The organism is uncultured Marinobacter sp. (genome assembly GCF_963974375.1).
Taxonomy (GTDB): Bacteria; Pseudomonadota; Gammaproteobacteria; order Pseudomonadales; family Oleiphilaceae; genus Marinobacter.
This window is the reverse complement of the sequence record NZ_CAXBDN010000094.1, coordinates 1-14,225: the sequence shown is the minus strand read 5'-3', so window position 1 is coordinate 14,225 and position 14,225 is coordinate 1. Positions and strand designations below refer to the sequence as shown.

The following is a 14,225-nucleotide window of genomic DNA, read 5'->3' as shown; positions in this document are numbered from 1 at the left end:
GGGATTTGACCGGAGGCGAAACCAATAACCAGAAAGCGTCCGTTCCAGGCCATGGCCCGCAGGGCCGGCTCCGCCAGCTCTCCGCCAACCGGGTCGTAAATCACGTCCACGCCACGACCTTCAGTCAGCTCCCGCAGTCGCTCCCGCATGTCTTCCTGACTGTAATTGATCACTTCGTCCGCGCCATGCTCACGGCAAATGGCCAGTTTCTCACCTGACGATGCCCCGGCGATCACCCTTGCGCCCATCAGCTTGCCCAGTTCGATAGCCGCAAGTCCGGTGCCGCCAGAGGCTCCCAGCACCAGCAGGGTTTCGCCGGGCTGCATCCGGGCCCGGTCCTGCAGGGCGTAATGGGTGGTGCCGTAGGTAACCATCAGTGAGGCCGCCTCATCCATTGCGACACCGTCTGGCAACCGCACCAGCTTCTCCGGACGGGTGACCAGCAGCTCAGCGAAGCCGCCATGGCCAGGTATGGCGATCACCCGGTCTCCGGGGCGAAAGTTGCTGACATTGGCGCCGACCTCACTGATCACACCGGCCAGCTCGCTGCCCGGCGAAAACGGAGGCTGGGTAACGACCTGATACTTGCCCTCAATGGTCAGAGTATCGGGAAAATTCGCAGCACAGGCGTGAACCGAAATCAGGACTTCATCAGCACCGGGAACGGGGTCCGACGTCTCTTCGTAAACCAGGGTCCGGGGCGGCCCAAAGGCCTTGCAGAGGATTGCCTTCATGGATTGTCCTTACATCAGTGCCACAGAAAAGCCGCCATCCACCACCAGATTGGTGCCGCTGACATAGGCGCCGGCAGGGCTGCATAAATAGAGAATGGAATAGCCGATGTCTTCCGGTTCACCCAGGCGTTTCACCGTGGTCTTGCGGATGATCCGTTCCTTGGTGTCATCATCAAAGGCGTCGGCCAGCTTGGTCTTGATCACGCCAGGCAGAACCGTGTTGACCCGGATGCCATCAGCACCAAACTCCAGCGCGAACGAGCGGCTCATTCCGATCAGGGCGGTTTTCAGGGTGGAATAGAGGCTCAGCATATGGTCCGGATGCTCCGCCGCCACCGAGGCGAGGTTGACGATACTTCCGCCGCCCTTGAGCCGCATCAGCTTCACGGCCTCAACAGACATGAACCAGTAGCCCCGCAGATCCACGTCCACGGTTTTCGTGAACAGGCCCACATCGGTATCTTCAATGGTACGCCAGGGGCTGAGTACGGCATTGTTGACCAGAATATCGAGGCCACCATGGGTTTCCTGCAACCAGGCCGACATGGCCGCGATGTCGTCCATTTTCCCGATATGGCAGGCCCGGCCTTCGGCACTCAGGCCCTGCGCCCGGAACCGGGCCGCCACTTCCTCACACTGATCCTGTTTGCGGCTGCTGATAATGACATGAGCACCCGCCTGGGCCAGCACCATCGCGGTACCCTCACCGATGCCCATGGTCGACCCGGTGATCAATGCAACCTTGCCCTCAAGGCTGAAGGCCTCGGGCAGACTCCTGGCGCTGTTTGACGTCATATTGCACACTCCTGGCTTATAAATGGGAAATAGCGGCCCGGACCAGCCTGCTCAGCGGCATGACTCATGGGGCTGTATCACGGAATCGGACCCTCGCCACTCCGGGGGTAAGAATCTCACCCGCTTCATCAAGGACTGCAACCTCCAGTTCAACCTCACCGGATACGGTATCGATAGCCACTATGTGGCCCCGGACGTACAAGGTTTCCCCCAGATAAGAGGCTTTACGGTTGGAATAGCTGAAGCTGACCAGGTCCGCCCGCTCGTCAGCCCAGTCCAACACCAGTTGCGTCAGGTAATCACCCTGCAACGGACCATCAATGACGATGCCCGGGTGCCCCTCCACCCCGGTCGTGTAGGGGTAATCGTAATGAATCCGGTGAGGGTTCCAGATGGCAGCGTTGTACATGAAAAGCTGAACCTCATCGGGCCGAAAGTGCCGTTCCGGCAGAGCGTCCCCTATGGCCAGTTCCCTGAATTTCATCATTACCTCGCTATCCGGGTGACACGTTCGGTCATCACAGGGTCGCCCTGCTCTGTTTCGATACGGTTTTCGACCACCGCGAAAATCAGCGGCCCCTGGCTGCCCTGCTTTTCGAACAGATCAACCAGGATCTGGCGGGACACCAGAACATCACCGGGGAAGATCCCCCGATACCAGTTCTGCTCGGTGCCGCCCGCCATAACCCGTGGCAACGGCAGTTCCGGCACCAGGCCGGTATCCGGCGGCAGACCATCGGCTTTCAGCTGGTCACGGGGCAGCACCGGCATGAACAGGCCGAACAGAAACATCGGGGGTGCTTCATCGCCATCAATGAAGCGCTGCAAACGCTGCCCTGTGGCCGCCGAGTACTTACGGATTTCCCGACGGGTCACTTCCGCCCGCAGCGGCGGCAACTGCCGGCCAACTGCGGCTTTGAGTTCCGGGGTCAATAATGTCATCTATGCTCTCCCATGCTTAAGCCTGCGCCAGCCGGACCAGGGCTTCCTGCTCCAGCTTCCGGAAATCCACCTTGCCCTCCGGCGATACCGGCCACTCTCTTTCCCATAACAGAAATGCCTGGGGAATCTCGTAGATCGCCAGGGTGCCTTTACAGGCGTCACGAAGTTCACGGGTGGACGCCAGCGATCGCCCCGCCGCAGGACGGACCAGGCATACCAGTTTCGATCCCCAATAGTCGTCGGGTACACCAATGGCTTTCACATCGTCGAAATCATCCGCAAACAGCTCCAGTAACAGGTTGGCCACGCGAACCGTTGATACATTCTCGCCGCCGGTCTTGAGCACGCCGCCGAGGCGTCCAAGGAAGGTGATATAGCCGTTACCAAAGCTGCCGTAATCGCCACTGTGGAAGTATCCCTGGTCATCAAAAGAGGCCGCTGTTTCATCAGGCTGATGATGGTAGCCGCGAAAAAGGAAAGGACTCCGATAACAGATTTCGCCGGGCTGCCCCTGAGCCACGGGCATTTGCGTTTCGAGGTCCTTTATCATCACCTCAACACCCGGCAACGGGCGTCCATGGGTGAACTTGAGAATGTTGTAGTTCATACAGTCGTGTTCGGCGAGGGAAACCAGCGGGCCGTTTTCTGTTTGTGCATACAGATTATTGATACTGGCCCCCTCGGGGCACATGGCTTTCACAAGGTCATAAGTGCGGGGTTCTCCCGCCAGCACCGCTTTGCAAATAGTGAACTGCCGCTGTTCAAACCCGGGCACTCGCCGCAGCCCCTGCCAGTGGGAATCAAAGCCAAAGGTCGTGGTTATCTTGTGGCGATCAATCAGGCTGAGTGCAAGTTCCGGCCGGAACTGCTCCATCAGATACAGCGTTGTGCCACTGAGCGCCAGGGTCAGGTTCAGGCCGAATAAACCGCTGTTGTGATAAAAGGGCGACAGATTGATGTAGGAATCGGATTCGGTATAGCCCAGATTGCGGGCACCGAAATTTACCGTCGCCAGAGGCGAACGATGATCCCAGAGCGCACTCTTGGAAAGACCGGTGGTGCCGGAGGTCTGGCACATGAACTGGATATCGGTGGGCCGGGCGCTGCGAATCTGCTGCCTCATATCCTCAGGCTGCCAGTCGTCGCCCAGGGTCAGCAAATCTGAAAACCCGAGGCAGCCCTGGTGACGAACATCCGGCTTGCGTGAAACGCAGACCAGCCGGGATAGCGCCGGGACCAGTGCTGAGCGCACCCCGTCACCTTCGGTTATCAGGTCGGGCAGGGCCTCCCTGAGTGTGTCCAGATAATTCCGGCCGCCGTATTCATCCACTGTCACGATGACCTTCGGATTATTTCGGGGCAATACCCCCCGAAACTCCAGTATGCCCCACAACAGGTTGAGCGGGTTGACGATGGCGCCGATCTGAAGCGTCGCGAAATAGACCGCCACAAACTCCGGGGTCGGACTCGGAAGTGTGGCGACGACGTCACCCCTGCCGACCCCCAGCCTGATCAGGCCCTGAGCCACCTGATTTACCTGTTGGCGAAGCTGGCCAAAGGTGGTGGTCTTGTCATTGAAGACCAGCGCCACCTGATCTGCTTTCTTTTCACACACTTCGGCGAACAGATCCTGCGTGGTTCTGGAGTACCAGTGATTGTCCAAAAGTCGCTCGTTCAACATCCCCAGCCCCCAAGAATCTTTTCAGAACCCAGAACGCTAGGGGGCCAGGCCTCTTTCCGCTTGCGTTAACTGGCTAGCCCGAAGCATTGCCACTGACCCTGACTGACCTGGTCAGCCACTAGACACAAGTAGGCTGGCTGAAAAACACCCTATGCTCGAACCACAACTCAACAGGATCGTCCAGATGGTCAAGCTGATTTTTTGTTTGCATCGCAAGCCCGGCATGAGCCGGGAAGACTTTCGGGATTACTGGGAGAACCAGCACGGCCCGCTGGTTCAGAAGCACGCCAGTGCGCTGGGTATCCGGCGTTATGTGCAGAGTTACACGCTGTCTGACGACCGTTTCGCAAAAGTTGCCAGTGCGCGCAGAGCCCCGGAAGAGTTTGATGGGGTGGCAGAACTCTGGTTCGAAAGTCTTGATGACATGATGTCGCAAGGCGCAAGCGAGGCCGGGCGAAGCGCCGGTAAAGCGCTGATTGAGGACGAGGCACGCTTTATTGACCTGTCACGCTCACCGATCTGGATTTCTGAAGAGAAAACGTTTGTAGAGCCGGAACACTGAGCCCCGAAAAATAACAATACACCGGACGTGATCGCTTCTGGTCCAGCTGCTTCCCGCCCTTGAGCCCTGCTGACGCCCCGATCACGCCATACCAGGAGCACCATGCCATGGCAAGCCAATTCACCCGCCAGGAGCTCGACGACCTGGCCCGCCCTTTTGAAGAACAGGCAATGACTGCCCTCGAACATGGCGATCTGGACACCGTCAGACAATTGCTGGACCAGATGGAACAGGGACCTGCCGGTCTCGACGCCCTATCCATGCATGCCCTGACCCGGAAAATGGCCAAGCTCCGTCAGGACTTCGGTGATAAGGAAGCCCGCGACCTTTTACAGGCCATCGGTGCTCAACTGATGAAAACCTGGCACCGGCAATTTGCCGAAGGTGAGGAAAAGGCAGCCATTGCAGACCTGATAAAAGTCTATCGCTATCAGGGTGACGCCTCGCTTAAGCCCCCTGAAGAGACCGACGATGAAGTCATTCTTGATCTCGCACCCTGCGGCAGTGGCGGGCGCATTGACAGGCTGGGGCTCCCTGAGCGGCACCCCGACTGGTATGGCCCCTGGGATGATGGCGTGACCAGTTTCTGCCAGGGTTGCAAGGCCTGTCAGAAGGCCCTCAATGACGCTGTTGGAGAAACTGTCTGGACCACCGAGAAAGGCGACAATGGCCACTGCCGGATGCGCTTCAGCAAGGGGTCGGGGAAAGGCCAGCCGATGTTCTCAGCCACAGAGCGGGAAACCCTGGTCAAAACCCGGGTCCACCAGGCCCGGGAGCGACTCAACGACGGCGATACCGACATCGCAGACCTGCTGCAAGGACAACGCAAGGAATGGAAGCCCTGGCATGATTTCAGCATAGTCTGGCTTGAGTATTTCTACGCCACCGCGCTGCAGAAAGGTGGCCCGGACTATCTCGACGACATGCTGGCGCAAACCTACGAGCCGGCATTCCATGCCGGCTTTCCCCGCTACGCGGCCCTCGAGAACGACGCCCTGGTGGCGGAAATCGCGAAAACCTGGAACTACCACTGCGCCGATTTCACGGTAACGGAGGAGGACGATCGCTTTGTCTTCCGGCTGGACCCCTGCGGCAGCGGTGGCCGGTTGTTCCGGGGCGAGATCTGGCGGGACATGTTTCATTATGGCGAGCCGCTGTCGCCACTGATGGACCAGCCCCACAACATCAACTTTAACCGGCAGCAGGCGCCCACCTATTGCACCCATTGTGCCGCGTCCAACCGGGCTCAACTGAAAGACGGCCCGGACGGCACCAACCCCCGGTTCTTCGTCATCGACGGCCACGCCCAGCTGCAGCCGGGCCAGGCCTGCCGCCAGTTTTCCTACAAAAAGCAGGCCGACCGGTCTGCGATGGATCCCGCCCTGCCGGCCCAGATCGGAATCGACTGGCAGGCATCTGACAAAGCCATTCCCGCGAAAAATCTGGAGCAAGGATCATGATCAGTCTCGAAGGAAAGGTTGCTCTCATCACTGGCGCATCAAGGGGCATCGGGCGGGCCACTGCCAACTGCCTGGCCCACCTGGGGGCCGATATTGCCATTCTGGATATTGATGAACAGGCGGCCGCAGCCGTCGATGAGATCCGGGCCATGGGACGCAAGGCACTCTTCATTCACACCGATGTGGCGAGTCACCAGTCGGTACGTGCGGCCGTGGCTGCTGCGGAAGCCGAACTGGGCCCCATTGACATCCTTGTGAACAATGCCGGCATCGTCAAGAACATCGCACCCATCGCGAAAATGACGCCAGAGGCGTGGCAGAAAGAGCTGGGGGTCAACCTCACCGGCCCGTTCAATCTGATTCAGGCCATTGCGCCGGGCATGGCGGAACGAGGCTGGGGACGGATCGTCAATATCTCCTCAGCCGCCGCAAAGGGCGGGCTGTTCAATCAGGCGGGCTATGCGGCTACAAAATCCGGTTTGCTTGGCCTGACCCAGAATGTGACCCTGGAATACGCCGGCAAGGGCATCACCTGCAACGCTATTCTGCCGGGGGTCATCGGTACCGAGAACGTCATGGCCATGCCCGGGGAAATCTTTGATCAGGCGGTACGCATGGTGCCGACCGGGCGGGTCGGCGAGCCGAAGGAAGTCGCTCAGCTGATCGCTTTCCTGTGCTCGGATCTCGCCGGCTATATCAACGGTGTGGATATTCTGATTGATGGCGGTGCAGCCCTTAACACCGTGGTCCTGGGCAGCCGGAAAGCCCTCAGGAACTGACCGATCGACGTCGACGGGGGCAACGCCAGCGAACCCTATAAGCATTTGCACAACAACAAGAACGGATCCGGAGTCACACCCGTGCTCTGATCCAACACAGGAGGCATATCATGCCCAACGTAGCACCCAAGTGGTTTCGCAACTATCTGCTTCCGGCAGGGGTTGCCGCAGCTCTTTCCTCGGTCATTCTGCCTGCCCAGGCCACAGAGCTGGGTTACGCCCTGGGATTTCCTCCGAACTCTGCCGCCGATGACGCTGCCAAAACCTTTGCCAGCAAGCTCGCGGAAGTGACCGACGGTGAAATCACGGTACGCAATTACGCCATGTCACTGCTGAATCTGGCCGAAATGTCCGATGGAATTCGCGACGGCATCGCAGATATCGGCAATGTTCTGACCCCCTACTTTCCAAGGCAATACCCGCACGCCAATATGGCGGCCGAGCTGACCATGCTGCTGGCGCTGGATTCCCGCGCCGTGGGACGCCAGGGCATGGCCTACTCCGGTGCCATGGGTGAATTTCTGCTACTGCACTGTGACGATTGCTCCAGGGATTTTATCCAGCAGCAGCAGATCTACCTCCCCATGGGAGCGACCCCGGAATACCAGTTGCTCTGCACCCAGCCCATCGTGACCCCGGACGACCTGAAAGGAAAACGTCTGCGGGTCGCGGGGGCACAATGGTCTCGCTGGGCCAGCCATTTCGGTGCCACCGGGGTTTCACTGTCCGGCAACGAAGTCTACGAAGCCCTTGATCAGGGCGTCGTGGACTGTACCGTGCAGTCCAATCCGGAACTGGGCAACTTTGGCCTGAAAGATGTCGTCACAGACATCACTACCGGCTTGCCCGGTGGCGTTTTCTCAGCGGGTTCCATGAGCGTCAACCTGGCGGTCTGGCAAGGATTGTCCACCGATAACCGGAGCCATCTGTTGAAAGCAGCATCGCATCTGATGGCGGATATGACCTGGCGCTATCAGACCTATGGCGACCGGGATTTTGAGGAAGCCCGCGACAGCGGCGTTAACATCCATCAACCGTCAGACGCCCTGACTCAGGCTTCCCGGGCGTTTGTTGAGGAAGATATCGAGAGGATTGCGGAGAACTACAGCAGCCAGTATGGCGTGACCAACGCCAGCGAGAAGATCGAAATCATGCGCCCCATTGTGGAAAAATGGATTCGTCTGATGGACTCGGCAGAACTCGAAAACGCTGAAGACCTGGCCGACCTTTATTGGCAGGAGGTGCTTTCGAAGGTCGACGTCGCAACGTACGGGCTTCAGTAAGCAATACCGTCTGACCGCGCAATGAAAAAGCCCCGCCCGAATCAACGGGTGGGGCTTTTTGTTGTCCGTTCAGTTTACAGCGGGCCTTAACGGCCCGGCCATTTCGGCGAACGCTTCTCATTAAAAGCCGCCATGCCCTCCTTCGCATCTTCCGTCAGCGCCATGGTGGCAATCTGGGTCTCGGTATAGGCGATGGCCTGTTCGAAGGTCATGTCTTCGATAGCCTTGAGGGCGTATTTGCCACGGCGGATGGCGGTGGGTGACTTGTCGGTGAGACGGCTCACCAGCCAGTCCACTTTGGCGTCCAGTTCTTCCGGCGCCACCACGTGGTTCAGCAGGCCATGCTGCAGGGCTTCTTCTGCGGTGAAAGGCTCTCCGGTCAGGCTCCATTCACGCAGGATACGGCGCGGCACCAGCCGCTGCATCAGGCTGAGCACCTGCATCGGGAACAGGCCCACCTTCACTTCCGGCAGGCCCAGTTTGACGCCGGAATGGGCGACCGCCATATCCCCCATACACAACAGCCCCAGACCACCGGCCATACACACGCCATTGAGGCGGACGATGCAGGGCGTGGTGGTATTGGTGGCCAGCCGGAACAGGTCCGCGTAGTCTGCATTGGGTTTCGAATAGTCGAAGGCAAAACCCTGGCCAGGCTGCAGGTCGCCACCGGCGCAAAAGGCCTTTTCACCGGCCGCCGTCAGCACAATGGCGCGAATTCCCGGGTCCTGCTCGGCCTGCAGATAGCCGGCACGAATGCCGGCAATGACCTCATTGTTCAGGGCGTTGCGCTTGTCAGGACGGTTGATGGTGATCCACAGGGCGGCGCCTTTTTGTTCCAGCAATACCACCGGCTGATCCGTCGTTGTCTGTTCTGTCATGGTGCAAGTTCCAATTCTGCTTGATGGCTGAATCGCCGGGCAGCGGTTATTCCGCCGCCTCGGCCACTTCAATTTCCGCAACGATCTTGCCCGCTGTCACCTGATCGCCTTCGCTGACGGACACGCTGATCAGCGTTCCTGCTACCCTGGCCACATGGACATGCTCCATTTTCATGGCTTCCAGCACGATCACCGCCTGGCCCACCTCAACGGTGTCTCCCGCACTGGCGTGAATGGCCACGACGCGGCCGTTCATTGAAGCCCGCACGGTGCCATCACCGGCCTCGTCGCCTTTCGCTGCTGCTTCATGGGTATGGTCGTCTACCCGGTAGGACTGGCCCCGGTAGCGGAAAAACAGACGGGCATCAGTGCGGATCATTTCCGCCTTTTCCGAGAGGCCGTCACTGGTGAAACGAACCGACCCGCCCTCAACGGAATCCAGGCTCAGTTCATGGCTTTCGTCGTCGACCACAACCCGGAAACGGGCATTGCCCAGATTGCTGACCAGGGCATCGGCGGCCTCACCATCGACGCTGAAGCGGAAGATAATGGGCAAACGATGGGTGATGGCGCTGATCGACCCGCCATAGGCGCCTGCCGCATCCGTGGCGTAGAGCAGTGCTGCGGCCACCGCACGGGCCCGCTTGTCGGCCACGGTGTCCCGCTGCAGTAGCTGGTCCTGATGGTCACCCACAAAGGCCGTGGTAGCCTGACCCTGAACAAACGTGGGGTGGCTGATACAGGCACTGAGGAAGTGCTGATTGGTCTCGACCCCCAGAGCAACCACATCTTCCAGGCCACTGAGCAGCCTGCGACGGGCTTCTTCCCGGTCATCACCGTAACTGATCAGTTTGGCGATCATGGAATCGTAAAACGGTGGCACCTCGGAGCCGGACTCCACCGCATCCTCTACCCGCAGGGTGTCCGGCATCTGCCACAGGGCCATGGTACCGCTCTGGGGCATAAAGCCGTCGCTGGGGTTCTCCGCGCATAACCGCACTTCAATGGCATGCCCTTTCAGCACCACATCACTCTGGGCCAGTGGTAATGGTTCACCGGCCGCCATCCGCAACTGCAGCTCGACCAGGTCGAGTCCGGTGATGGCCTCGGTGACCGGGGGCTCTACCTGCAGGCGGGTATTCATTTCCATGAAGTAGAAGTGACCATCCTGATCCAGCAGGAATTCCAGGGTGCCGGCACCCTCATACTGGATGGCCTTGACGGCTTTCACCGCAGTGTCACCCATTTCCGCACGCAATTGCCCACTGACTGCAGGCGACGGCGCCTCTTCCACCACCTTCTGATGGCGACGCTGGATGGAGCAGTCCCGCTCACCCAGGTAGATGGCATTACCGTGGCGGTCCGCCATGATCTGGATTTCGATATGACGGGGGTTGATGATGGCCCGCTCCAGAATCACTTCCGGATCACCGAACGCGCTCTGGGCTTCCGAACGGGCGCTCTTCAACGCCGCCGGAAATTCATCAGCGCTTTCCACCAGGCGCATACCGCGACCGCCACCGCCGGCAGTGGCCTTGATCATCACCGGAAAGCCAACATTGTCGGCCTCCCTGATCAGCCGCTCTTCGCTCTGGTCTTCGCCCTGGTAACCGGGCACACAGGGCACGCCGGCTTCAATCATCAGTTTCTTGGCACCGGCCTTATGACCCATGCTGATGATGGACTCGGCGGATGGCCCGATGAACACCAGACCAGCGTCGCGACAGGCACGGGCCAGTTCCGGATTCTCGGCAAGGAAGCCATAGCCTGGGTGAATGGCATCAGCACCACTGAGCCTGGCGGCCTCAATGATCCGGTCAATGCGCAGGTAGGACTCGGCCGGCAGCGCCTCACCGATGGCCACGGCCTGATCGGCCGCCCGGACATGACGGGCACCGGCGTCAGCACTGGAATAGACGGCTACAGTCCGATAGCCCATGGCCCGGGCGCTGCGGATAACCCTCAGGGCGATTTCGCCCCGGTTCGCCACCAGCACTTTGGTAAAAGGCGTTGTCTTGTTTGTCATGTTTGCGGTCACCGTTCTGAATCTCTGGTAGGCACGGCAGTAGCCGTTCCTGTCTGTATCTGACTGTCTGAGCCTGAGGCTGAAGGCCCGTAACCGATCAGGGTCTGGCCACGCCAAACTGCATCAGCTGCGGCTGCCGCTGCTCGGCATCCCGACACACCGACAGCACGTAGGAAAGCACGGAACGGGTTTCGGTTGGATCAATGACGCCGTCATCCAGCAGGCGGGCACTGGTAGTGAACACGTCCATCTGGCTCTCGAAGGTGTCGATGATCTTTTTCTCCATCACCGCAAGCTTGTCGTGATCCACCTGTCCGGTCTTGCGCATCATCGCTGCCTCGGTCACGTTGGTCATGGTCTTGGCGGCCTGTTCCGCGCCCATGACGGCGGTTTTGGCATTGGGCCAGGAGAAACAGAACCTCGGTGCAAAACCGCGGCCACACATGCCGTAGTTACCCGCACCGAAAGACGCGCCGCAGTAGATGGTGACCTGGGGAACGGTGGCGTTGGTCACCGCCTGAATCATCTTGGAGCCATGCTTGATAATGCCCGCCCGCTCATATTCCGTGCCGACCATGAAGCCCGTGGTGTTGTTCAGATAAATCAGCGGGGTGTTGGACTGGCAGCAGGCCTGAATGAAGTGGGTCACCTTGGTGGCACCCGCCGGATCGATGGGGCCGTTGTTGGTGATGATGCCCACCGGATGGCCATCCAGGGAGGCGTGGCCACACACCGTCGCGGAACCGTAGTTGGCCCCGAATTCCAGAAACCAGGAGTCATCCACCAGACGGGCGATGATCTCTTTCATATCAACCGGACGCTTGTAGTCCATGGGCATGATGCCCATCAGGTCACCGGCATCATAGCGGGGCGGCTTTACGTCCCGCTGGCGCTGCTGGGGCACCTTGTCGTTCCAGTCCAGCTGGGCCACGATCTCGCGCACCATACGCAGGGCATCGCGATCGTCTTCTGCCATGTAATCACCCAGCCCGGACACACTGGTGTGCATCTCGGCGCCACCAAGCTCTTCTTCGGTGGCGATTTCACCGGTGGCGGCCTTGAGCAGCGGTGGTCCCGCCAGAAACGCCCGGGACCGGTCCCGGACCATGATGATGTAATCGGACAACCCGGTCTGGTAGGCGCCACCAGCGGTTGATGAACCGTGAGTGACCGTTACCACCGGCAGCCCAGCCGCAGACAACCGGGCCAGGTTGGCAAACAGGGTGCCGCCATGAATAAACTGCTCTACTTTGTATTTGAGCAGGTTGGCGCCGGCGCTTTCCACCAGCTGCACGTAGGGTAGCTTGTTCTGCAGTGCCAGCTCCTGCACCCGCAACTGCTTCTCCAGACCCATGGCCTGCAGCGAGCCGGCCTCGATACCGGAATCGTTTGCGGCGATCATTACCCGTACACCGGACACATAGCCGATACCCGCAACCACGCCACCACCTGGTACGCTCTTGTCACGCTCCGGGGTATCCAGACCGAAACCTGCCAGGGTAGACAGTTCAAGGAAGGGCGCGCCCGGGTCCAGCACCAGCGCTATGCGCTCGCGGGGCAGCAGCTGACCGCGCTTTTCAAAGCGCTCTTTGGAACCTTCTGACTTCAGCCGGGTGCGGTTTTCCACCTCACGGATCTGTTCCAGAAGAGTCCTCATACCGTCAGCGTTTTCCCGGAAGGTGTCGCTGCCTGAGGAGATTTTCGTTTCGATTACGGCCATAAACGTCGACGTCCAGGTTCGTGAATGATAATGGCACCCACCCTAGGGTGGACGCGGGCCCGGGTCTTGCGAAAACTGGCTATCACCGCTGTGTGACGTGGGTCAGCCGCTTCTTGCCCCTGAGTATGTAACAAACATAAATTTGATCAAGCGTTTGGTCAATACTAGAATCATAAAAAACCACCAACAACATCCATAAACAGAGGCTTTCCATGATCAAGCTCTACCACTGCATGAGCGCACGCTCGTTTCGCGCCCTTTGGGCACTGGAAGAAACCGGCACACCCTGCGAGCTCATCATGCTGCCGTTCCCACCCCGGGTTTTCCGCAAGGACTATCTGGACATCAATCCCCTGGGCACCATTCCCGCCCTGTTCGACGGCGATACCTTCATGACGGAGTCCTCCGCCATTGCCCAGTACGTTGCCGCCCGCTATGGCAAGGACACCATCGACGTTGCGGTGGAGGATTCACGTTTTGGCGCCTATCTGAACTGGCTGCATTTCGGTGAAGCCACCCTCACCTTCCCCCAGACCCTGGTGTTGAGATACACCCGGCTGGAACCGGAAGAAAGGCGTAACCCTCAGGTGGCGGAAGACTACAAGAAGTGGTTTCTGAGCCGGTTACGGGGTGTCGACCGGGCACTGACCAGGCAATCCCCGTGGTTGCTGGGAGAACAGTTCACTGCAGCCGACATTTCCGTGGGCTATGCACTGATGCTGGCAGACCAGCTGGGCATGGCCAGTGAGTTCACGCCGGCGGTGGCGGATTTCTGGGCAAGATGCCAGCTGCGGGAGGGCTTCCAGCGTGCGCTGAAGCGTCAGCAGGAGGAAGGCAAGGCCCAGGGTGTTGAATAACCACCGGGCCAAAGCACAGTAAACCTCAGGGGGTCAGGCCGGCGTGCTCAGGCTGCCGGCCTGCTCCAGCTCCATCAGGAACGACAGAATCGCTTCATTGAAGACGTCGTTCTGATCGCCGGACACCATATGACCGGCACCGCTTACATCAATGGCCCGGGAGCCGGGAATCAGCTCAAGGAAATCCCTGACGCCTTCCTCGCTGACCACATCGCTCATCTTGCCCCGCACCAGCAGTGTCGGCACCTGAATGACCCCGGCCGCATCCCGCAGGCGCTCGACGTTGCTGACCGAGGACGGCGTACGGTTCCCGGTAACAAATACCGGATCCCAGTGCCAGTATAGCCGATCATCTTCCCCGGTCCTCAGATTCTTGCGCAATCCTTCCGATTTGGGTTTTGACTTGCGATTGGGCATGTAGGCACTGACCGCCTCTACCACCTGTTCGTAGGAATCGAAGCCATTGATGTGGGCGTGCATGAACTGGCGGATGCGCTGGACGCCC

General features: G+C 59.5%; 14 protein-coding genes. 5 read left to right on the top strand and 9 right to left on the bottom strand.

All coding sequences use genetic code 11. The features are described from left to right. The 5 genes from AAC035_RS09895 to AAC035_RS09875 all read right to left on the bottom strand — a co-directional run. The coding region (locus AAC035_RS09895) for an NADPH:quinone oxidoreductase family protein (protein WP_339803270.1) at positions 1–734 on the bottom strand (734 nt) is incomplete at its 3' end. A 9-nt stretch (positions 735–743) separates the two neighbouring features. After that, the gene (locus AAC035_RS09890) at positions 744–1,529 is read right to left on the bottom strand and encodes a glucose 1-dehydrogenase (RefSeq protein WP_339803267.1); all 786 of its coding nucleotides are present in this window, start codon (positions 1,527–1,529) and stop codon (positions 744–746) included. A 64-nt stretch (positions 1,530–1,593) separates the two neighbouring features. Further along, positions 1,594–2,016, bottom strand: a complete 423-nt coding sequence (locus AAC035_RS09885; RefSeq protein WP_339803264.1) for a hypothetical protein — start codon at positions 2,014–2,016, stop codon at positions 1,594–1,596. Further along, positions 2,016–2,471 (bottom strand): MaoC family dehydratase N-terminal domain-containing protein, encoded by a 456-nt coding sequence (locus AAC035_RS09880; protein WP_339803262.1) that lies wholly within the window; start codon positions 2,469–2,471, stop codon positions 2,016–2,018. Before AAC035_RS09880 ends, AAC035_RS09885 begins: the two co-directional genes overlap by 1 nt. A gap of 16 nt (positions 2,472–2,487) precedes the next feature. Next, a complete protein-coding gene (locus tag AAC035_RS09875; protein ID WP_339803259.1) occupies positions 2,488–4,134 on the bottom strand; it encodes a class I adenylate-forming enzyme family protein in 1,647 nt (548 codons plus the stop codon). Between the two features lie 202 nt (positions 4,135–4,336). Between AAC035_RS09875 and AAC035_RS09870 the strand changes: the two genes are divergently transcribed. From AAC035_RS09870 to AAC035_RS09855, 4 genes are all read left to right on the top strand, one after another. Next, positions 4,337–4,714, top strand: a complete 378-nt coding sequence (locus tag AAC035_RS09870) for an EthD domain-containing protein (RefSeq protein ID WP_339803256.1) — start codon at positions 4,337–4,339, stop codon at positions 4,712–4,714. A 107-nt stretch (positions 4,715–4,821) separates the two neighbouring features. Beyond that, positions 4,822–6,174 carry a hypothetical protein gene (locus AAC035_RS09865; protein WP_339803253.1) on the top strand — a complete coding sequence of 451 codons (1,353 nt, stop codon included), beginning with the start codon at positions 4,822–4,824 and terminating at the stop codon, positions 6,172–6,174. After that, a complete protein-coding gene (fabG, locus tag AAC035_RS09860; RefSeq protein WP_339803250.1) occupies positions 6,171–6,953 on the top strand; it encodes a 3-oxoacyl-ACP reductase FabG in 783 nt (260 codons plus the stop codon). The genes AAC035_RS09865 and fabG overlap by 4 nt, the downstream gene beginning before the upstream one ends. Positions 6,954–7,063: 110 nt before the next feature. Further along, a complete protein-coding gene (locus AAC035_RS09855; RefSeq protein WP_339803247.1) occupies positions 7,064–8,236 on the top strand; it encodes a C4-dicarboxylate TRAP transporter substrate-binding protein in 1,173 nt (390 codons plus the stop codon). 86 nt (positions 8,237–8,322) lie between these two features. Here AAC035_RS09855 and AAC035_RS09850 read toward each other — a convergent pair whose 3' ends face one another. The 3 genes from AAC035_RS09850 to AAC035_RS09840 all read right to left on the bottom strand — a co-directional run bounded on the left by AAC035_RS09850 (position 8,323) and on the right by AAC035_RS09840 (position 12,863). Further along, positions 8,323–9,117 carry an enoyl-CoA hydratase/isomerase family protein gene (locus tag AAC035_RS09850; RefSeq protein ID WP_339803244.1) on the bottom strand — a complete coding sequence of 265 codons (795 nt, stop codon included), beginning with the start codon at positions 9,115–9,117 and terminating at the stop codon, positions 8,323–8,325. 46 nt (positions 9,118–9,163) lie between these two features. After that, positions 9,164–11,143, bottom strand: coding sequence for an acetyl-CoA carboxylase biotin carboxylase subunit (locus AAC035_RS09845; protein WP_339803241.1), 1,980 nt, complete (start codon positions 11,141–11,143; stop codon positions 9,164–9,166). Between the two features lie 97 nt (positions 11,144–11,240). Then, on the bottom strand, positions 11,241–12,863 hold the full coding sequence (locus AAC035_RS09840) for an acyl-CoA carboxylase subunit beta (protein WP_339803239.1): 1,623 nt from the start codon (positions 12,861–12,863) through the stop codon (positions 11,241–11,243). 212 nt (positions 12,864–13,075) lie between these two features. Here AAC035_RS09840 and AAC035_RS09835 point away from each other — a divergent pair, with 212 nt between their 5' ends. Then, positions 13,076–13,720 (top strand): glutathione S-transferase family protein, encoded by a 645-nt coding sequence (locus AAC035_RS09835; protein ID WP_339803236.1) that lies wholly within the window; start codon positions 13,076–13,078, stop codon positions 13,718–13,720. A gap of 33 nt (positions 13,721–13,753) precedes the next feature. Here the strand turns inward: AAC035_RS09835 and AAC035_RS09830 are convergent. Beyond that, positions 13,754–14,225 (bottom strand): alpha/beta hydrolase (locus tag AAC035_RS09830; protein WP_339803234.1); only part of this gene is annotated, 472 nt, incomplete at its 5' end.

Excerpts from the sequence above, each read along its gene's own strand:
- AAC035_RS09840 (WP_339803239.1), bottom strand. The coding sequence starts at position 12,863 with ATGGCCGTAATCGAAACGAAAATCTCCTCAGGCAGCGACACCTTCCGG.
- AAC035_RS09885 (WP_339803264.1), bottom strand. The coding sequence starts at position 2,016 with ATGATGAAATTCAGGGAACTGGCCATAGGGGACGCTCTGCCGGAACGG.
- AAC035_RS09880 (WP_339803262.1), bottom strand. The coding sequence starts at position 2,471 with ATGACATTATTGACCCCGGAACTCAAAGCCGCAGTTGGCCGGCAGTTG.
- AAC035_RS09865 (WP_339803253.1), top strand. The coding sequence starts at position 4,822 with ATGGCAAGCCAATTCACCCGCCAGGAGCTCGACGACCTGGCCCGCCCT.
- AAC035_RS09890 (WP_339803267.1), bottom strand. The coding sequence starts at position 1,529 with ATGACGTCAAACAGCGCCAGGAGTCTGCCCGAGGCCTTCAGCCTTGAG.
- AAC035_RS09855 (WP_339803247.1), top strand. The coding sequence starts at position 7,064 with ATGCCCAACGTAGCACCCAAGTGGTTTCGCAACTATCTGCTTCCGGCA.
- fabG (WP_339803250.1), top strand. The coding sequence starts at position 6,171 with ATGATCAGTCTCGAAGGAAAGGTTGCTCTCATCACTGGCGCATCAAGG.
- AAC035_RS09870 (WP_339803256.1), top strand. The coding sequence starts at position 4,337 with ATGGTCAAGCTGATTTTTTGTTTGCATCGCAAGCCCGGCATGAGCCGG.
- AAC035_RS09850 (WP_339803244.1), bottom strand. The coding sequence starts at position 9,117 with ATGACAGAACAGACAACGACGGATCAGCCGGTGGTATTGCTGGAACAA.
- AAC035_RS09835 (WP_339803236.1), top strand. The coding sequence starts at position 13,076 with ATGATCAAGCTCTACCACTGCATGAGCGCACGCTCGTTTCGCGCCCTT.
- AAC035_RS09845 (WP_339803241.1), bottom strand. The coding sequence starts at position 11,143 with ATGACAAACAAGACAACGCCTTTTACCAAAGTGCTGGTGGCGAACCGG.